Below are 20,948 nucleotides of genomic sequence, written 5' to 3' on the forward strand. Positions count from 1 at the left end.
ATAAGAGGTTGCGACTTAGTCCAGCCTCTTTATTTTGTTATTGCCGCTTTTTTTAATGTCTTTACTTTATTTTTAATGATCGAAAAGGGTAAAATTAAATTATAAGTAAAATTTGAGAAGGAGTGTCGTCATGAAAATTAAGATTGTATCAACAAGTGATGTTCACGGATATATTTATCCCACGAATTTTACAAGTCGAAATGACTATCATGGATTAGGTTACTTAAAGGCTGGCGCGGTTATTGAAAAGATTCGGCGTCAAGCGGAACAAGACGGTGATATCGTATTATACGTTGAAGATGGGGATTTTGTTGAAGGTTCGCCAATGACAGATTACGCATATCAGACTTATAATGAAAAGCACTATAACCTTGATTTGGTTAAGATGGTCAATCACCTTCAAGCAGATGTTGGAATTTTAGGAAACCATGAGTTTAATTATGGTCCAAATTATTTGAACCCAACGCTTGCAGATCGAAATTATCCAATTTTAAACGCGAACATGCAAGAAGGTCCAGATTACCATATTATCGATGCTCCTTATAAAATCATTGAAAAAAATGGAGTTAAAATCGGCGTTTTAGGATTGACAACGCAATATATTCCACATTGGGAACAACCTGACCATATTAAAGGCTGGAAATTCGAACCGGCGTTAAAGGCTGCGCAAAAGTACGTTCCCAAACTGCGAAAAAAGGCTGATATCGTTGTCGTTGCATATCACGGCGGATTTGAACGTGATTTGGCAACCGGTGAGCCTACTGAGAGTTTGACGGGCGAAAACGAAGGTTATCAATTATTAACGGAGGTTCCAGGAATCGATGCATTAGTTACTGGACACCAACACCGTCAAATTGCGGAAGTAGTTAATGGAATTCCAACGACTCAACCAGGATTCCGCGGCGAAAAAGTTGGTTGCATAACGCTTGAATTGAATGATCAGAAACAAGTCATTGGTTCAAAGGCCGAACTGATCGACACGGCCGATGCTGATGAAGAAATGTGGATGAATGCCTTGACTGCTGATTGGCGCAACGATGTTGAAGACTGGCTTGATCAAACATTGACAACGATTGACGGTGATATGAAGATTCATGATCCGATGCAAGCACGGTTACACGGGCACGCTTATCTCGATTTGGTTAATAAAGTTGAAATGGATGCTACGGGAGCTGACATTGCCGGAACTGCTTTGTTTAATGATGAGGTTACTGGATTAGGCCATGAAGTTACGATTCGCAATGTCATGAACAGTTACGTTTACCCAAATACTTTAGTTGTTGAAAAGATTACTGGAAAAGACCTTAAGGCGGCGCTGGAACGCTGTGCATCATTCTTTGAAGTTGGCAGCGACGGAAAGCTTAGCGTTTCAAAAGACTTTTCATACCCGAAGATGCAGTTATACAATTATGATTACTATTCAGGAATTGATTACACCTTTGATTTACGTCAACCGCAAGGACACCGGGTAACTGAATTAAAGTATCACGGAAAGGATGTCCAAGATACCGATGAATTAAACGTTGCAATCAACCAGTACCGAGCTGTTGGCGGTGGTGATTATCCAATGTACAGTATGGATAAAATGGTTAAGCAGGTTGAAAACGAAATGCCGCGAATGATTATTGCATACTTGCAAAAACACCCTAAAATCAAGGCAGTTCAACCAACAAATCTAAAGATTATTATGAAGTAAAAGCGAGGAATTAGTTTATGGAAAAGGCGGCAATTTATCACCGCCCGGAAAGCGAAATGGCTTACTTGGCGGGCAAAAACCAGTTTCGAATTCGACTTCGAACCAAACATGCAGATGTACACCAGGTCGAAATCATTTACGGAAGACTGGATCGCATTAAACAACAAAAGTTAGCGGCTGACCGTGAAGATATGGAAATCATCCGGCCAAACGTGGAAGCGATGCAGTGTATTTTAAAGACGGATTTGTATGACTACTGGGAAATCACAATTCCAGTTAAGGTCCGGGAACGAACCCAATATCTTTTCCATTTGATTGGCGATCATGATGGTGAACTGCTTTATGATACGGTCAATGTCCGTCCTTATATGGCTGATTTTTTGGAAAAGGCAACACCATTTAATACGCCGTATTATCAAAACATGTTTTTAATGCATTCAAATCCTGAGTGGACGAAACACACTGTATGGTATCAAATAATGCTTGATCGGTTTGCTGACGGTGACGAAAACAACGAACCGCTTGAAAAAGCGCGGTGGGATCTGGATAAATCAACGGCGACAAACTTTTATGGCGGTGATTTGCAAGGTGTGATCGATCATCTTGATTATCTTGATGAACTTGGAATCAACGGCATTAAGCTTTCACCGATCTTTGCATCATATTCTAATCAAAAAAATGATCCGGTCGATTTTTATGATTTAAGTTATATGTTTGGTTCAAAAGAGCTTTTCCGTGAATTTGTGCAAAAGGCTCATCAGCATGGAATGCGTGTAATGGTTCAATTACCGCTTGATCGAATGAGTGATATGGCACTTCAATGGCAGGATGTTCAACGTCTCGGAGCGCAATCACGATTTGCAAGTTGGTTTAAGGTGCGACAGTTTCCAGTTCAAGTTCCAGATAAAAATGAAGACCCAAATAAATATTATTTAACAGTTGATGGTAATATTCATATGCCAAAACTAAATTTACAAAGTCCAGCGGTTCAACAATATTTATTGGAAACAGCCCGGTATTGGATTGAGACTTTTGATATTGATGGTTGGGAAATTTTGAACGCTGATGAAATTGATCAAACATTTTTAAACTTGATGACTCAACAAATGCATAGTATTAAGGCTGATTTTGTTGTAATGGGACAATATCAACATTTGCCAAATGGTGATTTAGCAAAGGGATATATTGATAGTGCCAATAATGTTGACTTTTATACGATCATTCATGACTTCTTTGTTACTCATCAGTTAAGCGTTACGGAAATGATTTCGCGTATCAACGATGCATTAATGAAGAATACTGTTTATACGAATCAAACATTGATCAACGAAGTTGAAAACTTTGTAACTCCGCGGTTGATCAGTGAGTGTAATAGCGAAGAGGACTTGGCGCGGGCAATCATTGCATTTACTTTTATGCAAATTGGAATTCCATCGTTTATGTATGGTACTGAGGTTGGAGTAACTGGGGAGGACGTTCCCGCGAATCTTGCACCGATGAAATGGAAGGATGAAGAGCAATCTTCATCAATGTTACAATTTATGAAAAGTGCAATTGCCATGCGGCGGGAGTATGCAGATTTGCTAAATGAAGGTACTCTTGAATGGGGACAGTTAAGTAACAAATATCGTTATTTTACGCTCACGCGTAAATACAATGATCAAAAATTATTCTGTTTGTTTAATTTTGGATATGGTAGCGTGAAGGTCGTTATCCCGAAAAACTCAGAAATCGTTTTGAGTCAGAACTTAATGGAAGATGAAAATAAAATTGCTCAAAATGGATTTGTGATTTTAAAAGTTTAAACCCTATAAAATAGGCTGTGACTTTTGTCACAGCCTATTTTAATAATTAATTCTAATTTTATAATCGAACAGCGAATGATGGTTGGAAGTATTGTGTACTTCCAATTGAAACGCTTTGACCTGGTTCTGGAGCGGCAACGTATTTACCGTTACCAACACAGATAGCAACATGGTATGCAGACCCTTTAGAGCCCCAGAAGTATAGGTCTCCAGGTTGTGCCTGATTTACCGGAATTTGAGTTCCACAATTTTCTTGTTGTGTTGTTGTCCGCGGCAAACTTTTACCAAAGTGATTATATACATATTGAACAAACCCTGAACAATCAAAACCATTTGGTGTTGTTCCACCGTACACATAAGGAACTCCAATTAATGATTCAGCATATGAAACAACATTGCTTCCACTGCCTGTCCGTGTTGTTGAACTCTGTTGTGCTTGTGAACTTACTTGAGCAGCTTGTTGGTTATTACTGTTGTTTTGTTGTTGATTGTTGTTTTGAGCAGCTTGTTGGTTGCTAGTTGTCCGTACCTGTGGAGCAGCTTCACGCGTTTGAGGAGCTTGTTGTGAACTTGCTGAGCTTGCTTGAGCTTGTTTTGATGAAGATGAAGCAACTGCAGGATTCTTAGTTGGATTATTGACAATCAAGCTTTGACCAACTGTTAATGAGTTTCCTAAGTTCGGGTTGGCTTCACGTAATGAAGCAATCGATACACCATATTCTTGGGCGATTGCGTAAAGTGAATCCCCTGACTTAACTGTAGCAGTTGTGTGGTTAGCAGCGATTACGGCTTGCTTTGAACTGCTTTGTGAGCTAACAGATGAAGCTGGAGCTGCAGAGCTAACAGCAGATGAAGCGACTGAAGTTTGTGAGCTTGAGCTGCTTACAACTGTTTGTTGTGAAGAACTACTTGAACTTACTGAAGTTGAAGTAGAACTTGAAGTTGGAGCTTGTGAGCTTGAAACAGTTGTTGCTGAAGAACTTGTAACTGCAGGAGCAACCTTAGAAGTTGCAACTGAACTTGTTGCAGGTTGTGCTTGAGTTGCAGAGCTAACAGATGAAACAACTGGAGCTGCTTTTTGAGTTGATGAAGTAACTGAAGCCTTTGCAACTGGTGCTTGTTGTTGAACCGGTTGAGCAACTGTCTTAGCTGGGACGGGTGTTGCAGCCTTAGCCGGTTGTGCAATAGCTTGCCCATCAACATTTAATGTTTGACCAGCATAGACTAAGCTTGATGTTAAACCATTTAATTGTTTTAAGTGGTCAACGCTTGTATTGAATTTTTGAGCGATTGCCCAAAGAGAATCTCCAGATTGAACAGTGTATGTATGTGTGTTGTTCTTTGGAGTTTGTGTGTCCTTATTTGGAATTTTTAAATCTTGGCCAACATAAATCATATTGGTATTTTGATCAATGTGGTTTAATTGTTCAATTGATTTAATTGAAACTCCAAACTTTTGAGATAAATTCCATACAGTGTCGTTTTTGATGACATGGTGAACAGAGTCAGCATTAACTGCAGTTGCAGCTGAAACTAGGAATAAGCCAGCAGCACCTACCGTTCCTGCGACGAGTTTCTTTGCTGTTTTTTTCAAAAAATTTCACTCCTATAACTATAGACTTTAAAAATACACCCATATTGTATTTTAAAGTGCTTTACATAATGCGTCAAATTATCAAAAATACATATAAAAAAATTAATCCAATGAAAATGCTGATCTAATGCAATTTAGAGCAGTTAACATAATCTTCATAGTTTACAGTTCTGTTACATCTTTATTTTTTTACTATAATAAGGGTGATTAAGGATTTTAGGAGGAGAAAAATGGAAGATCAGTTTCAAAAGATTTTTGAAGAAATCAAAGCAGATCCAATGAATCAGGAATACACGAAAAAAGGGATTGATCCGTTATATTATGCCGATGCGGATGCCCGGATCTTAATTGTCGGTCAAGCTCCAGGAAGGGTTGCTCAAGATACCCAAATTGTATGGAATGATAAAAGCGGTGATCGGCTTCGTGATTGGATGGGAGTTAGTCACGATGAATTTTACCATTCGGGTAAGATCGCGGTTCTTCCAATGGATTTTTATTTCCCAGGCAAAGGGAAATCAGGTGACCTTCCACCACGGAAGGGATTTGCTGAAAAATGGCACCCGCGGTTGTTAGAAGCCATGCCGAATTTAAAATTAACATTATTAGTTGGAAGTTACGCAACTAAACATTATTTACACCTTAAAAGTTCAACAAAACTAACGAATGTTGTTCATAATTATCAAGATTATTTGCCACAATATTTCCCGTTGGTTCATCCTTCACCACGGAATCAATTATGGATGAGTCGTAATCCATGGTTTGAAAAAGAGGTCTTACCAGATTTAAAGCAACGAATTGATCAATTCTTGAGATAATTTTCTAAAAACTCACCTTAAAAGTTATTTTTTTTTGAAAAACGTGTATAATAGTAGACTATGAATTTACTTACAAATAGTTAGAATGAGGTGAGACTTTGAAAGCAAAAATTCCAGAATGGAAACAGAACTTGCAGGTTCTTTGGTTTGGAAACTTTATTGTTGGAATGGGATTCCAATTGATCATGCCGTTTATGTCCTTATATATTAAGACGTTAGGACATTTTAATCGGATGCAATTGAATCTTTGGAGCGGAATCGTTTTTTCAGCAACATTTTTAGTTTCATCGTGGATGGCACCGATTTGGGGAAAATTTGCTGATCGATATGGTCGGAAGAAAGTTATGTTGATTTCAGCTGCTGGAATGGAAATTATGATGGCTTCGATGGGATTAGTTGCCCATGTATGGCAGTTAGCTCTTTTGCGGTTACTTCAGGGATTCTTTGCAGGATACGTTGCAAATACTTCTGCATTGATTGCTTCTCAAGTTCCAAGTAAACACAGCGGGAAGGCGTTGAGTACTTTGTCAACCGGAACAACAGCGGGAATGCTTCTTGGACCATTATTTGGCGGAGCAATTGCCGGAACGTTTGGCTATCGAATAACTTTTTTCTTAACCGGATTGGCATATGCAACGGTATTTACGTTGACTTTATTTTTAGTTCACGAACGGAACTTTGTACCCGTTTCAAAAGAAAAGGCGCTTCCGGCTCGTAAATTATTCAAGTCACTTGAATATCCCCAAGTAATTATTGGAATGTTTATAACGACTTTGATTATTCAAGCTGGAAATAACTCGATTTCACCAGTCATTAGTTTGTATGTTCAACAATTATTGCATGGCGGACATAGTGTTGACATGGTCAGCGGGATCATTGCGGCTTTACCAGGGATTGCAACTTTATTTGCAGCCCCGTTGTTCGGAACATGGGGCGATAAAATCGGAACGCAGAAAATTTTACGTGGCGGTTTGGTCTTTGCAATGTTAGTCTACATTCCGCAAGCCTTTGTAACGAATGTCTGGCAATTAGGAATTTTACGGTTCTTAGTTGGAATTTCGGATGCAGCATTGCTCCCACAAGTTCAGACATTATTAGCGAAGTATTCGCCAAATGAATACTCAGGTCGGGTATTCAGCTATAATCAATCAGCTCAGTTTATGGGAAACATTTTTGGTCCACTGATTGGTTCAACGGTTTCAGGGGCATTTGGTTACGGCGGGGTGTTCTTATCAACGGCCCTATTGGTTTTGATTAATATTGGATGGGTTCATCACAGTACAAAAGAAATTGATGCAAAGAAAGTATAAAAAATGGTTGGCAACTGCCAACCATTTTTTATTTTGCGATTTTAGTTTTTGATACAGCTTTTAAGATTAAAAGATCAACTACTGCTTGAATAGGCCATGAGATAATTTCCTTTGGAAGTCGAACAGCCAATAAAGCAGTTAGTGTCATATGATGCGGTGAGGTCATGCTCAAAATATAAACCCAAAGCGTTGTAAAGATAACGTTTGAAATTAAGATTTGAATAAATTCGTATAAAAAAATTCGTTGCCAGGTGATTTTTTGGTGATAGAGAAATACACCGGCGATAATTCCGCTGATAAATGCCGAAAAGGTAAATCCGGGGAAGAAGACGCCGCCGGAACTGAATACGGTATTTGAAATGATATCAACTAAGACGAGAATCACTCCTCCAAGCCATGGTCCAGTAAGGTAACCAATTAATGCTGTTCCAATAAAACCAATCCCGATTTTAAAAACGGCGGGATCACCAATTGCAATTTTGTTAAGAACAATTTGAATTGCAATTAACAGTGCTGATAATGTAATGTTCCGAACATTGAGTTTCGGACTCTTCCAAGATAATTTTTTCATCAAAAAAGCCTCCCAAGGATGAGGGGGAGACATACACCAGACATGAATTTTGGTGAATGCGGATATAAATCGCCCGTTAAGGTTCTGCCAACGTTCACATTCCGTTCCATTGGCCATTTACAAAATATATCCTACCCCTGTTGTGATTTATTCTAGCACTTTGACAAATTGAATTCCATATAAATTTTTAATATAAAAAAATAATGTTCACTCATTAGTGAACACTATTACTGATTTGATGTTTGATTAATCGAATTATATTAATTGTGATGATCATCAATTTTCTGCTTTAAAATGGCACTGCCATAAATCAACGCTTCAATTACCGTGATAAAGAAACTAACGGGCCAGTTAGTTAAATAGCTTAAATATAACCCAAGCCAAATTCCGGTAATTGCAAAGATAAAAGTCAGGCCGATCATTTTCCATAATGAATGCGCATAGTACTTGGAGGCGGATGCTGGAATCGTAAGCAGAACGAAGATCAGCAATGCTCCAATAATCTGCGCCGTAATGCTGACAGTTAGCGCAAGCATTAAGAGAAAGAGAATCGAGATTAACTTGTTATACCGTTGGTTATATTCAGAACCTTGAGCGTCAAAAGAATTGAAAGCTAATTTCCGGAAAGTAAAGAAAATCAGAATCAATAAGAAGATACTCAAACAAACGAGATCACGCAGATTAGCAGCATCAATACCGACGATGCTTCCAAATAAGATGCTGGTTGCGTAGTTGGCTTGCTTGTTGGAAAGTGATAGGAAAAGAACTCCCAGGCCTAAGAAAATTCCTGAAAAAACGCTGATTGATGATTCGCGTCGACTAACTTTTTCACCGGAAAAGCCGATGAATAATGCACTGCAACAGGTAAAAAGTAACATTCCGGCCAGTGGTGAAATCCCCGCAAACACACCAAAACTTGCACCGGAAAAGCCGATTTCAGAAAGCGTGTGGGCAAAGAATGACGTTTGCCGGGCAATTACGAAAACGCCCATCACAGCACAAATTAATGCGATAAATATTCCAGCAATGAATGCATATTGCATAAAAGCATAATTAAACATTAATTTTCTCCTTTCTTCATTTTAGTCATTGTTGCAGTTTGATTTTCAAGGTGCAACTCGTTATCAGCATATGCGTTAATCAGTTCTGGATCGTGCGTGATAAAAATCACGGTAAGATCATGACTTTGCATGATCGACTTTAAAAGCTGCAAAAGAAAATGCTTGGCTGATTGATCCAAGTTCGCCGTAGCTTCATCCAAAATTAAAAGCTGCGGGTCAGCGCATAATGCTTGGGCAAGGTAGGCACGTTGTTTTTCACCGCCGGAAGCTTTTCCAAGCGGTCGCGCTTGGATGCGGGTTAATTTTGTTTCATCCAAAATTTCTCGTAAGCGTTGCTTCATGGCTTTTGAGTTCCAAGGCAAAATGCGATGCTTAAATCCTAATGCCACAAAGTCATGAATATTGAGCGGATATTCATCGTCAATATTGCGCAATTGCGGGACGTACTGAACTTTATCGTGCGGAATCGCAAATTGAGCATGAATCGTTGAGTTGCGGTTCAGATCCTGAATCAAATGTTTGATCAAGGTAGATTTGCCAACGCCGTTTTCGCCCGTAATGCATGTTAATTCATTTCGCGGAATCACAAAGTTCAGGTTCCGGAAAAGCGTTCGGTCAGGGACTTTAATATCTAAATTTTCAACTTCTAAGATTGGTTGCATATGATGACTACCTCTTTGCTTGAACGATTTTAGCGAGTTGATCTAATTCATTGCTGAACCATTCGATGTAGTTATCGTCCTTTGGCATTGTTTCGGTAACTTCTAAGACCGGAATGTTTTCTTTACGGCAAAGGTCAGCAATATTATTAACAATTTTGCTATCATCCTGTTTATTTAAAACAAAAAATGCAATTTTGTGTTCTTTAATACTGTTTTGCAAGTCACGAATATCAGTATATGACGGATCTGATCCTTCTTCGATTGCAAGGGAAAAATGGTTGTTAGTAACCTTGAAGCCCATTTTTTGGAGAGCGTAATTAAAGACCGGCTCGCTGACTGCGACGTTTGCATTATGCTTTTCGTTTTTGATTTGATCCATTTTTTGATTAAGAACGTTTAATTTCTTTTTATAAGCAGCCGCGTTCTTTTTGAAGACTGCGACGTCTTGAGGCAAAAGCCGACCGTATTGGATAGCTAATGCGTCAACATACTTTTCAATGTTATCGGGATTGTACCACAGGTGTTCGTTATCACCATCTTTGGCACCAACGACTTTTCCGATCGAAAGAATTTTCCTAGCTTGCAGTTTATTGACCCATGTATCGTATCCAACTCCGTTTTCGATTACAAGATTTGCCTTAGCAACTTTTTTTGCAGTTGCGGTTGTTGGAGTAAAATCATGGGGATCAACGTTTGGACTATTAATGATTGACGTTACGGTTCCGTGATCGCCGAGAACTTCCTGGGCGATGTTGCCGTAAAAATCGGTCGTTGCAACCACGTTGATTTTATCAGCTGATGTTTTTTTAGCAGATGATTGCTTTCCACAAGCACTTAAAGAAAACGTGAGTAAAATTGCGTTAACAGCTAATAAAAATAGTTTTGAAAATTTCTTCATTCAGTAGCTCCTTTAATGAAATTAGTAATGATTACTTTTTAGATAATAAGGGGGCAACCTAGGCGTGTCAACAGTAAAAAGTCTGTTAGATTGGGATTACGATTTAGAAATTTAATTGAATTGCTTGTTTATCAGAAAGTGAAAAACGAGGATTACGATTTAAATTTTTTTATTGAATTTTTTGTGAAGTGAAAAAAGAGTAAAAATAGCCCTCATAGGATACAGGAAGATATAAAAAAACTCTGCATTATACATCACCGTATAGTGCAGAGAAAAAAGGAGTAAGTGATGATGAATAGAACTTATACTAATGTGAGTCGAATCTAGGGGGAGATGGAAGCTCACAAAGTTCTTTCATCAATGTCTATATAGTAACGTGGCTTTGATCGAGTGTCAATCCTTTTTATAAAAAAGTCATTTTTTTATTTATAAATATTTTCGAAGCTGGCTTTCAATAGTTGTCAGCATATATGGCGTATAAAATGCACTGGTTCCGCTGGTCGTGTTTTTCAAAATAAAATCTTGAGCTTCATTTTGAAGATGATAAGTATGTATAAATCGGTCCCGGGATGATTCATCAAATGAGTCGCATTCTCCGTTATAGACAAACAATGCTGGTCGTTTATGAGCTGGAATCATAGCGGTCAATTTATCATATTTCGATGCGCCAAATAAGAATCCAGCCCGCAAACGGAGCGGAAGAACACGCGGGTCTTCAGCATTCCATTTTGGATCATTGACAGTCAAAGCAGTAATTCCACTCAGATTAGCACCGTGATTTTCGCCCCAGATGAAAACGCGGTTTGTATCAATTGAAAATTGGGCAGCGTGTAGAAGCAAAAAACGGATCGCGGATTTAATTTCACTAACTTGCTGATGCAGATCACCAGTTAGTTGGTCAGCTGACAGCATTGCAATCGTGAATCCGTGACTGCTTAGGTGGGAAAGCGGAATAATGTGAAGCTGTTCTTGACTGTCCCCAATGAAAATGATCAACGGATTAAATTTGGCAGTTGGGGGAACAAGAACGTGGACAAAATGATGCGGTAAATATTCATGATTTAAACTTAAATGCGGGAGTTGTTCAGTGGTTGGTTCGTAAAAAAATTCAGTCATTTAAATTCCTCATTTGATAAATTTCTACCATTTAAGTATAACGTAAAACAAAATGAATAAAAATTCTCAAAGAAAACAGTCAGTTTCGGAATTCACCTTGCTTTTAATGAGTAAATAAATTAAACTTATCAGTAGTGTGAAACATTGAAAAATTAAGTGTTTCACGAAGAACAGAGAAAGGAAATCCGATGACACCAGAAGAATTTAAACGGGAACTTGCACTTCGTGGAATTGTGCTTTCCGATAAGCAAATGGAACAATTTGAAGATTACTACAAGCTTCTTGTTGAAACTAATAAAGTTGTAAATTTAACAGCAATTACCGAAAAAAAAGAAGTTTATTTGAAACACTTCTATGATTCATTGATTTTAGGAATTGAAGTTCCATCTCTTCAAACAGAAGCGGTTTCGCTTTGTGATGTTGGTGCCGGTGCTGGATTTCCGTCAATTCCAATGAAGATTGCTTTTCCGCAATTAAAAGTGACGATCGTTGATTCATTAAATAAACGAATTAAGTTTCTCCAAGAGTTAACCACCCGGTTGGAACTTGATAATGTTGAGTTATGTCATGCCCGGGCAGAAGAATTCGCTGGCAAGAAGAGTAAGCATCGTGAAGACTATGATTTTGTGACCGCCCGAGCGGTTGCTCGCATGTCCGTTTTAACAGAATTGTGTCTACCACTGGTCAAAGTTGGAGGCCAATTTATTGCGCTTAAAGCCCAAAAAGCTGATCAAGAATTAGCAGCTGCTCAAAACGCGATTCAGGTTCTTGGCGGTCGACTTAAGCAAGATATTGCAACCAAATTACCAGTTACACATGATGAACGTCACTTATTAATCGTTGAAAAGGTTAAGTCAACGCCAAAGCAATATCCGCGCAAGGCGGGTACTCCTGCACGGAATCCGATTGTTTAAACAATCAAAGGAGGAAAATTATGGCATTTTTATTTTGGGGTAAGGATAAAAAGAAAGAAAAGAATGCTGAAACCGCAACTCCGGATATTGAACCGCAGCCGCGTCCAGAAGACCAGGTTGAAGAAATTGCGATTAATCAAATCATTCCGAACCGCTTTCAACCGCGGCAAATTTTTGCTCAGGAAAAGATTGATGAATTAGCGGACACGATCAAAGATCACGGCCTATTACAGCCGATTATTTTGCGTGAATATGAACCCGGAAAATATGAAATCATTGCTGGTGAACGGCGTTTTCGCGCAATTCAAACGTTAAAATGGGAAAAAGTTCCGGCAATTGTTCGAACAATGTCAGATACCGAAGCGGCTTCAATGGCAGTGATTGAAAACTTGCAACGCGAAGAGTTAACCTCGATCGAAGAGGCCGAAGCGTACCAACGGTTACTTGATTTGAACCATTTAACGCAGGCGCAGTTAGCTGAAGAACTCGGGAAAAGCCAATCGTTTATTGCCAATAAATTGCGGTTATTGAAACTAAGCCGGCCAGTTCAGCAAGCAATCTTAAACCGTAAAATTTCAGAACGGCATGGGCGGGCGTTGGTTCGATTAGATAACGAACAGCAGGCCAAGGTCTTAAAAGACATTGTGAACAATCATCTTTCAGTTAAGGAAACTGAAAAGAAAGTCAACCGAATCGTTGTTCCTCGAATGAAACCGAAAAAACGGCCTCAAATTAAAGGGATTTCTAAGGATGTCCGGCTGGCAGTCAATACGATCAAACAGTCGATCAAGATGGTTCGCGAAACGGGAATCGCCGTTCAAGTTGAAGAAGAGACCACTGATGACGTTCAAAAAATTGTAATCGAAATTCCATTAAAAAATAAAAATGAACAAAAATAGTGAAGGAGAGTGGATTAGATGGGACGCGTAATTGCACTTGCCAATCAAAAAGGCGGGGTTGGTAAAACTACAACGAGTATTAACCTTGGTGCTTGTTTAGCAAAATTAGGCCAGAAAGTATTACTGATCGATGCTGATGCTCAAGGAAACGCAACGAGCGGACTTGGAATTCGGAAAGCGGATATTAAAGCTGATGTTTATGATGTTCTGGTAAATGAAGTTCCAATGACGGACGTGATCATTCACACAAGTCGGAAGAACCTTGATATCGTTCCGGCAACGATTCAATTATCAGGTGCTGAAATTGAATTAACATCCCAGATGGCACGGGAAAAACGGTTAGCTGATGCGGTCGTGCCGATTCGGGACAGCTATGATTACATTTTGATTGATTGCCCACCTTCACTCGGAATGCTAACGATCAACGCGTTTACGGCGTGTGATACAATTTTAATTCCGGTTCAAAGCGAATACTATGCTTTGGAAGGATTGAGTCAGTTATTAAATACGATTCAACTTGTGCAAAAGCACTTCAATCCAAATTTGAAGATCGAAGGGGTTTTATTGACGATGCTGGATGCCCGGACCAACCTTGGAAATGAAGTCGTTGAAGAAGTTAAACGTTTCTTTAAAGACAAGGTCTACCGAACAATTATTCCGCGCAATGTCCGGCTTTCAGAAGCTCCAAGTCATGGAATGTCAATCATTGACTATGACCCGTCATCACGGGGAGCAAAAGAATACATGGCGTTAGCAAAGGAGGTCTTAGCAGCTCATGACAAGTAAAAATAAAAAAGGACTTGGCCGCGGAATCAATGCTTTATTTGCAGATTTTGACGAAGAAAAAGAAGCAGATGAGAAGGTTGAAGAACTTCAACTTGATGAGATTCGTCCGAATCCTTATCAACCACGGAAAAACTTTGATGAAGACAATTTAAAAGATTTATCAGATTCAATTCGAAAAAATGGGGTTTTCCAACCGATCATTGTGCGGAAGTCCAGTGTGATGGGGTACGAGATCATTGCCGGTGAACGCCGTTTTCGGGCTTCAAAACTGGCTGGAAAAGATTCAATTCCGGCAATTGTCCGCGCGATTGACGATGAACAAATGATGGAAGTTGCAGTCCTTGAAAACCTGCAACGGGAAGATTTAAATCCGCTTGAAGAGGCCGAAGCTTACAGCACATTAATGAAGAACTTGAAAATTACCCAGTCAGAGTTGTCTGAACGGTTAGGCAAGTCACGCCCGTATATTGCAAATTACTTGCGTCTTTTGGATCTACCGCGCGAAGTTAAATCGTTTGTTCAAGATGGTAAGTTGTCAATGGGACAGGCCCGGACATTATTGGCCTTGAAGGACAAGGATAAGTTGGTTGACCTTGCAAAGAAGACGATTAAGGAAAATTACACGGTTCGCCAGTTAGAACAAATCGTCACTGATATGAATGGTAAAAAGAAAGTCAAAAAAGACCGGAAAAAGAAACTTTCACCATACCTTCTTCAAAGTCAAGACCGGCTTCAAGAAAAGTTTGGGACAAAGGTTGCAATCAAAGCCAACGAAAAGACCGGCAAAGGTAAAATTGAGATCACCTATTTGTCAACGGAAGATTTCAATCGAATCTTGGATGTTTTAAACATTGAGTTGTAATCATGAATTGATTTATGAGGCGAGCTTTTAATGAAAGATTATGATTTAAACGACATTGTTGAAATGAAAAAGGCTCATCCGTGCGGAACAAACCGCTGGAAAATCATTCGGATGGGAATGGATATCAAGATCGAATGTACGGGGTGCGGACATATCGTAATGCTTCCTCGGCGCGAATTTGAGCGTAAAATGAAGAAAATTTTAGAAAAAGCTAATTAGAAAGAGTGAATGAAATGGCATTAACAGCTGGAATTGTCGGCTTGCCAAATGTTGGAAAGTCAACGTTATTTAACGCAATTACAAAAGCAGGAGCAGAAATGGCAAATTACCCGTTTGCAACAATTGACCCGAACGTAGGAATGGTTGAAGTCCCTGATAAAAGGTTAGCCCGGATTGATGAGATCATTCCTGCTAAGAAAATCGTCCATACAACCTTTGAATTTACAGATATTGCGGGAATCGTTAAGGGAGCCAGCAAGGGTGAAGGATTAGGAAACAAATTCCTTGAAAACATTCGTCAATGCGATGCAATCGTTCACGTTGTGCGGGCTTTTGATGATGACAATATTACTCACGTTTCAGGAAAAGTTGATCCAATCGATGATATTAACACGATCAACCTTGAATTGGTATTAGCTGACCTTGAATCGATCAATAAACGTTATACACGGGTTGAAAAGGTTGCTAAAACTGGTCGTGATAAGGATGCCCAAGCTGAATTTGCTGTTTTACAAAAGATTAAGCCTGTTCTTGAAGATGGCAAGCCAGTTCGTTCGATTGAATTTAATGATGATGAAAAGAAAATCGTTAAGGGCTTATTCTTATTAACTTCCAAGCCGGTTCTTTACGTTGCGAACATTGGTGAAGAAGACATGGCTGATCCAGACGGAAATAAGTACATGCCTGAAATCAAGAAATTCTTAGCTGAAAATGATCCTGGTTCAGAAGTTATTGGGGTCGCTGCCGGAACGGAAGAAGAAATTGCCGAAATGGATGACGATGAAAAAAAAGAATTTCTTGAAATGGAAGGTGTTGAAGAACCTGGTTTGAACCGGTTGATTCGGGCCTCATACAAATTGTTAGGCCTTGAAACCTTCTTTACGGCTGGTGGAAAAGAAACCCGGGCTTGGACATTCAGACACGGAATGAAAGCGCCGCAAGTTGCCGGAATCATTCACTCAGACTTTGAACGGGGCTTTATTCGCGCCGAAACTGTTTCATTTGATGACCTTGATAAGTATGGCAGCATGCAAGCCGTTAAAGAGGCTGGGAAAATGCGGCTTGAAGGAAAAGACTATGTGGTTCAAGATGGCGATATCATTGAATTCCGATTCAATGTCTAAAATAAGATTTTAAAAGTCAATTAAAGGAGGAACCGTTGTGGCAGACGAAGATATTCGGCAAAAAAATCAAAAAGCAGCTCAACATCAGGCAGAAACCCGTGAAAAAGAACGCCAAGAAAAAATGATCGAGATCAACAAGCAATTTGCGGATCTAACTAAACGGAATGCAGAGTACATGATCAAGTTAAACCGGGCGTTGAACGCTCAAGGGTATGATCCTGAAAAGAAAGCAACTGCTTTAAATGAAGTTTATAAAGAATTAAAGGTTAAACAAAAACAAGGCTATACAGCTGCGAAGTTATATGGTCCAGCTGTTAAAAAAGCGGATGATATTATCAACGGACCAAAGCGGGAGTTAGAAAACAAACCGCCGAAGTTTTGGGAATCAGCTTTAGATAACGGATTATTAATGTTCGTTATGTTCTGTGCAATGTACGGGATTTTAGGCTTGTTCTCAAAACATCAAACCGCAGATGCTGGCTGGTTGACGATTGTTTCGACTTCTGTAATTGCCGGCTTAGGATTAGCAGGATTCTACAAGGTAATGAATAACCGCCAAGCAAAGCACCGGATCTTACGAGCAATTGGTGTTTTCTTAGGCTTATTGATCGTATGGTTCGCTGCCTTTGCATTGATTGCCAAGATTCCACCGCAGATTAATCCGGCGTTTACACCGCTTGCTGATATTTTGTTTGCACTTATTGGTTTTGGTGTGCGCTATCTGTTAAAGAAGAAATTAAATATTCGTTCATTCTAGGATTCAAAGAGGTTACGATTGATGTCGTAACCTCTTTTTGAATATTATCATCAAAATTGGTACAGAAATTTTTTGCGCTAACACACCTTGATTAGATTTTTTTAATTAATCGAGGTGTGTTAGAATTAAAACTAAAGGGGAAGATAGTTTTATTAAGGAGTTCAAGATTAAATTTTAATGAAAGAATGGAGGAGTATTTTATGGAACTTGGAAAGAACTTAGAAGAAGAACGCGAAAGTTATCACTTTACCCAGAAAGAGGTTGCCGACATTTTGCACGTTTCACGGCAAACCGTTTCAAACTGGGAACGTGATGTCAGCTACCCGGATTTGGAAAGTTTGGTGTATTTAAGTGATTTATATCATATTTCAGTTGACCAACTGTTAAATCATGCAATGTAAGAACTTGATAAAACTGATTAAGGAGGTTGCACGCATGGGCAATCTCCTATTTTTAACCGCATTGTCATGGTTTCGTCATCTAAGCGTTCTTGACAAACGTCTGAAATACCATAGAATTAAGAAAGGATATAATGATTGTTGAATGCTGGAGGAAAGACATAAATGAATCAAGATAATGCCGGAATTAAACTTTTTGCCTTAAATTCGAATCTTGAATTGGCTCAAAAAATTGCCGATGATCTTGGAGTTGAGTTAAGCGATACAACTGTTCATCATTTCAGCGATGGTGAAATTCAAATCAATATCGATACAAGTGTTCGCGGATGCGATGTTTTTGTTATTCAATCAATTTCAGATCCAGTTAATGAAAACTTTATGGAATTAATGGTAATGATCGATGCATTACGGCGGGCAAGTGCCGGAACGATTAACTGTGTAATCCCGTATTACGGCTATGCCCGGGCTGATCGGAAAACACGGCCACGGGAACCGATTACAGCAAAGTTAATTGCTAACTTCTTGACGATGGCCGGTGCAGATCGGGTGGTTACCCTTGATTTACATGCTGGACAATTACAAGGATTTTTCAATATTCCGGTTGATCATCTTTTGGCAATTTATAGTCAAGCTGACTACTTCAAAAAGAACGGGCTTGATAAGGATGTAGTAGTTGTTGCTCCAGATCATAGCAGTGTGAAGTTAGCCCGGAACTTAGCAGAATGTTTGAAAGCGCCAATTGCGATTGTTGATAAACGGGATTCGAAGCGGGTTGACAAAAATACGGATGTGATCGGCGACGTCAAAGGTCATCAATGCATTATCTTTGATGATATGATTGATACAGGAGCTAAAATGGCGGACGCTGCTGCTGTCTTAAAGCAAGCCGGTGCAACGGATGTATACGGCTGTGCGACCCATGCAATTTTCTCTGGCAATGCGGTTAGTGAATTGAAAAATGCAGCTCTTAAAGAAGTTGTTGTGACTGATACGATTCAAGTGCCTGAAGAAAAGAAATTTGAACAATTAAAAATCTTATCAGTTGCGCCGATTTTTGCGAAGGCAATTTCATTGATTTACCACAATCAATCAGTTGATTCATTATTTAACAAAAACGATAATATTTAAAAAATGGGTTGAACGGAAAAAGCGAAAGTTTTACATTGCTGTTCAACCCTTTGTGTCTATTGGAGATAAAAAGAAAGCATGGAAAAACGAAGCGAATCGATCAAACGCCGGCGACAGGAGAAACTGGCAAACATTAAATTTCGAAAAATTGATATTTTAATTTTAATAATGGCGCTTCTGGGAATCTTGGGCTACCATCACTGTATGCATGTTGCTGAGCATCATCAAATCGTGATTGAACACCAGGCCAAAGCGCAGGCTGCTAAAATGGCGAAAGAAAAAACCGCAGCCGTAAAAAAGCGGGCTGCTAAATCAGTAATGCGAACGCCGATCAATTGGAAAGAATCTTCAGAAACGGTTCCATATCCCAATCTGAATAATATTAAAGATTTTTGGGTTAAGGTTGCATTATTAAAGAACCGAACGTATTTGATGTCGGGCAATAAAGTAATTTACACGATGTATTGTAGCGGTGGTCTTTTCCATAAAGATTCGAATACTGGAAAAATGGTCAGTGATACACCAACGGGAACATATCAAATTCAGCCGGAAAGGGGTCAAAGTTTCTTCAATAGTTCGTTAAATGAAGGAGCAAATTACTGGGTTTCATGGAAGGATAACGGAGTTTATCTTTTCCATACGGTTCCAACGAAAAAAGATGGAAGTTACAATGTTCCAGAAGCTGAAAAACTTGGAAAACAACCGGCTTCGCACGGATGTATTCGGCTATCAATTCCAGATGCTAAATGGATGATGCAAAATTTAAAGGTTGGAACAAAGGTTGTTGTTCAAAATGATTAGAAAAGTTGAGACGGAGGAGCTCAACTTTTTTTATTTTGACGAGTTGATATTTTGAATGCTTGTGTTAAAATACAATTAAATTAAAATTAGTTTTTGATGAAAGAAGGATCGCAATGACAACGGAACAGGACATTACATACCAAGATCTGCAAAAGTTTAATCAAGATTATGAACACACGCCCGCATCAGCGGTACTCGGCCGCGCGGTTCAAGAAAATGGCGTAATTGCAACTAGCCGCAACTACGCAGCTAAACGCGATTTGAATCGGGTATTTTCAATTGAAGTTGAAACTGGAGAAGTAACTGCTCAAAAAAAGAGTGGGCGCTGCTGGTTATTCGCAACGTTGAATACCATGCGCCATGAATTTGAAAAAGAATACCATGTCAAGGATTTTCAATTCTCACAAAACTATAATTCATTTTTTGATCGGTTGGAAAAGGCCAATCACTATCTTGAAGAAGTGATTCGGTTGGCTGATCGCCCAAATGATGACCGGGAACTCCTCGATGTTTTGAATTGGAATGATAATGATGGCGGTCAATGGGCGAACGCAGCGGCTTTGATCAATAAATACGGAGTTGTTCCGCAAAGTGTTATGCCGGAAACTTTTGCAAGTGATCAAACAAGTGATTTAAACTCATCATTGAATTTGAAACTCAGTAAGGATGCAATGCACCTTCGTGAAATGAAGGCGGCTGGAAAATTGGATGAAGAATTACGGGCATATAAGAAAGAATCACTGAGCGATATTTACCGGATGCTTGTTTATGCTTTTGGTCAACCGCCAGTTAAATTTGATTTTGAATATCGTGATCAAGATAAAAAATATCACATTGATCAGGATTTGACCCCTAAGAGTTTCTTTGAAAAATACTGTAAACGGAATTTTGATAACTATGTTTGCTTATTGGATGCGCCGGATCATGAAATGGATCAAAAGTTTGGTTTACCTAGTCAAGACTACATTTACGATGGCAAGCACATTGAATTCTTGAATGTGGGCACACAAGAACTAAAGGATGCAGTCATCGAATCATTGAAAAATGGAGAGACGGTCTGGTTTGGCTGTGACGTTTTACAAGATCTTGATCGCCAAAAAGGATACCTTTCATCTGAGTTCTTCAAACAGGGTGAATTATTTAATATTGACCTTGAATTAAGCAAGAAAGAACGGCTGATGTCACGAAACGGTGAGGTATCACATGCAATGACGTTTACAGGGGTTGACGTTGTAGATGGCAAACCAACCAAGTGGAAAGTTGAAAATTCGTGGGGGAGTAAGATCGGTGACCAAGGATACTTTGTAATGTCAGATGAATGGTTCGACAAATACGTTTATGAAGTCATTATTAACCAAAAATACATTTCAGAGCATGCTAAACAGATCAACCAGCAAGCAAAGATTGATTTGCCGGCATGGGATTCATTGAGATAGTTTGAAAAGGAAGGTTGCGGCAATTTGCCGTAACCTTCCTTTTTTAAACTGTAAGAGTAAGAATTTTTCGTTAAACAAATATTATTTTTTTAAGAT

21 protein-coding genes and 1 riboswitch are annotated in these 20,948 nt (G+C 39.1%); of the genes, 15 read left to right on the forward strand and 6 right to left on the reverse strand.

The genetic code is table 11. The features are described from left to right. Nucleotides 1-130: 130 nt before the first annotated feature. Both FC64_RS06685 and FC64_RS06690 read left to right on the forward strand, forming a co-directional pair. The gene (locus FC64_RS06685) at nucleotides 131-1,696 is read left to right on the forward strand and encodes a bifunctional metallophosphatase/5'-nucleotidase (RefSeq protein WP_057907144.1); all 1,566 of its coding nucleotides are present in this window, start codon (nucleotides 131-133) and stop codon (nucleotides 1,694-1,696) included. Nucleotides 1,697-1,713: 17 nt separating this feature from the next. Further along, nucleotides 1,714-3,501: an alpha amylase N-terminal ig-like domain-containing protein gene (locus tag FC64_RS06690; protein ID WP_057907145.1), complete on the forward strand. Its 1,788-nt coding sequence runs from the start codon at nucleotides 1,714-1,716 to the stop codon at nucleotides 3,499-3,501. Between the two features lie 58 nt (nucleotides 3,502-3,559). On the opposite strand, the gene FC64_RS06695 is transcribed toward FC64_RS06690, so the two are convergent. Further along, on the reverse strand, nucleotides 3,560-5,095 hold the full coding sequence (locus FC64_RS06695; RefSeq protein ID WP_057907146.1) for a C40 family peptidase: 1,536 nt from the start codon (nucleotides 5,093-5,095) through the stop codon (nucleotides 3,560-3,562). Nucleotides 5,096-5,325: 230 nt separating this feature from the next. On the opposite strand from FC64_RS06695, the gene FC64_RS06700 reads away from it, so the two are divergent. Further along, on the forward strand, nucleotides 5,326-5,910 hold the full coding sequence (locus tag FC64_RS06700) for a uracil-DNA glycosylase family protein (RefSeq protein ID WP_057907147.1): 585 nt from the start codon (nucleotides 5,326-5,328) through the stop codon (nucleotides 5,908-5,910). 98 nt (nucleotides 5,911-6,008) lie between these two features. Further along, nucleotides 6,009-7,220, forward strand: coding sequence for a multidrug efflux MFS transporter (locus tag FC64_RS06705; protein WP_057907148.1), 1,212 nt, complete (start codon nucleotides 6,009-6,011; stop codon nucleotides 7,218-7,220). Between the two features lie 28 nt (nucleotides 7,221-7,248). On the opposite strand, the gene FC64_RS06710 is transcribed toward FC64_RS06705, so the two are convergent. The 5 genes from FC64_RS06710 to FC64_RS06730 all read right to left on the reverse strand — a co-directional run bounded on the left by FC64_RS06710 (nucleotide 7,249) and on the right by FC64_RS06730 (nucleotide 11,528). Continuing rightward, complete coding sequence (locus FC64_RS06710; protein ID WP_057907149.1) at nucleotides 7,249-7,791, reverse strand: folate family ECF transporter S component; 543 nt, start codon at nucleotides 7,789-7,791, stop codon at nucleotides 7,249-7,251. Nucleotides 7,792-7,839: 48 nt separating this feature from the next. Further along, nucleotides 7,840-7,932: riboswitch (THF riboswitch) on the reverse strand. 119 nt (nucleotides 7,933-8,051) lie between these two features. Continuing rightward, nucleotides 8,052-8,852, reverse strand: a complete 801-nt coding sequence (locus tag FC64_RS06715; protein WP_057907150.1) for a metal ABC transporter permease — start codon at nucleotides 8,850-8,852, stop codon at nucleotides 8,052-8,054. Further along, the gene (locus tag FC64_RS06720; protein ID WP_057907151.1) at nucleotides 8,852-9,514 is read right to left on the reverse strand and encodes a metal ABC transporter ATP-binding protein; all 663 of its coding nucleotides are present in this window, start codon (nucleotides 9,512-9,514) and stop codon (nucleotides 8,852-8,854) included. The genes FC64_RS06715 and FC64_RS06720 overlap by 1 nt, the downstream gene beginning before the upstream one ends. 7 nt (nucleotides 9,515-9,521) lie before the next feature. Then, nucleotides 9,522-10,412 (reverse strand): metal ABC transporter solute-binding protein, Zn/Mn family, encoded by an 891-nt coding sequence (locus FC64_RS06725; RefSeq protein ID WP_057907152.1) that lies wholly within the window; start codon nucleotides 10,410-10,412, stop codon nucleotides 9,522-9,524. 426 nt (nucleotides 10,413-10,838) lie between these two features. Further along, nucleotides 10,839-11,528 carry an alpha/beta hydrolase family protein gene (locus tag FC64_RS06730; RefSeq protein WP_057907153.1) on the reverse strand — a complete coding sequence of 230 codons (690 nt, stop codon included), beginning with the start codon at nucleotides 11,526-11,528 and terminating at the stop codon, nucleotides 10,839-10,841. Between the two features lie 188 nt (nucleotides 11,529-11,716). On the opposite strand from FC64_RS06730, the gene rsmG reads away from it, so the two are divergent. From rsmG to FC64_RS06785, 11 genes are all read left to right on the forward strand, one after another. Further along, nucleotides 11,717-12,442 (forward strand): 16S rRNA (guanine(527)-N(7))-methyltransferase RsmG, encoded by a 726-nt coding sequence (gene rsmG, locus FC64_RS06735; RefSeq protein ID WP_057907154.1) that lies wholly within the window; start codon nucleotides 11,717-11,719, stop codon nucleotides 12,440-12,442. A gap of 20 nt (nucleotides 12,443-12,462) precedes the next feature. Then, entirely contained in the window at nucleotides 12,463-13,341 is an 879-nt protein-coding gene (noc, locus tag FC64_RS06740; protein ID WP_057907155.1) for a nucleoid occlusion protein, read from the forward strand. A gap of 18 nt (nucleotides 13,342-13,359) precedes the next feature. After that, nucleotides 13,360-14,127, forward strand: coding sequence for a ParA family protein (locus tag FC64_RS06745; RefSeq protein WP_057907156.1), 768 nt, complete (start codon nucleotides 13,360-13,362; stop codon nucleotides 14,125-14,127). Beyond that, entirely contained in the window at nucleotides 14,117-14,989 is an 873-nt protein-coding gene (locus tag FC64_RS06750; RefSeq protein ID WP_057907157.1) for a ParB/RepB/Spo0J family partition protein, read from the forward strand. Before FC64_RS06745 ends, FC64_RS06750 begins: the two co-directional genes overlap by 11 nt. A 30-nt stretch (nucleotides 14,990-15,019) precedes the next feature. Beyond that, a complete protein-coding gene (locus FC64_RS06755) occupies nucleotides 15,020-15,208 on the forward strand; it encodes a DUF951 domain-containing protein (protein ID WP_057827013.1) in 189 nt (62 codons plus the stop codon). 14 nt (nucleotides 15,209-15,222) lie between these two features. Further along, nucleotides 15,223-16,332, forward strand: coding sequence for a redox-regulated ATPase YchF (ychF, locus tag FC64_RS06760; RefSeq protein ID WP_057907158.1), 1,110 nt, complete (start codon nucleotides 15,223-15,225; stop codon nucleotides 16,330-16,332). A gap of 37 nt (nucleotides 16,333-16,369) precedes the next feature. Beyond that, complete coding sequence (locus tag FC64_RS06765; RefSeq protein ID WP_057907159.1) at nucleotides 16,370-17,089, forward strand: DUF1129 family protein; 720 nt, start codon at nucleotides 16,370-16,372, stop codon at nucleotides 17,087-17,089. 200 nt (nucleotides 17,090-17,289) lie between these two features. Then, nucleotides 17,290-17,490 (forward strand): helix-turn-helix domain-containing protein, encoded by a 201-nt coding sequence (locus tag FC64_RS06770; protein ID WP_057907160.1) that lies wholly within the window; start codon nucleotides 17,290-17,292, stop codon nucleotides 17,488-17,490. Between the two features lie 162 nt (nucleotides 17,491-17,652). Continuing rightward, entirely contained in the window at nucleotides 17,653-18,615 is a 963-nt protein-coding gene (locus tag FC64_RS06775; protein WP_057907161.1) for a ribose-phosphate diphosphokinase, read from the forward strand. 204 nt (nucleotides 18,616-18,819) lie between these two features. Beyond that, nucleotides 18,820-19,416 (forward strand): L,D-transpeptidase, encoded by a 597-nt coding sequence (locus FC64_RS06780; RefSeq protein ID WP_420805063.1) that lies wholly within the window; start codon nucleotides 18,820-18,822, stop codon nucleotides 19,414-19,416. 113 nt (nucleotides 19,417-19,529) lie between these two features. Continuing rightward, nucleotides 19,530-20,852 (forward strand): C1 family peptidase, encoded by a 1,323-nt coding sequence (locus FC64_RS06785; RefSeq protein ID WP_057907162.1) that lies wholly within the window; start codon nucleotides 19,530-19,532, stop codon nucleotides 20,850-20,852. The last annotated feature ends 96 nt before the right edge of the window (nucleotides 20,853-20,948 follow it).

The organism is Ligilactobacillus araffinosus DSM 20653, from assembly GCF_001435375.1.
Classification (GTDB): Bacteria; Bacillota; Bacilli; order Lactobacillales; family Lactobacillaceae; genus Ligilactobacillus; species Ligilactobacillus araffinosus.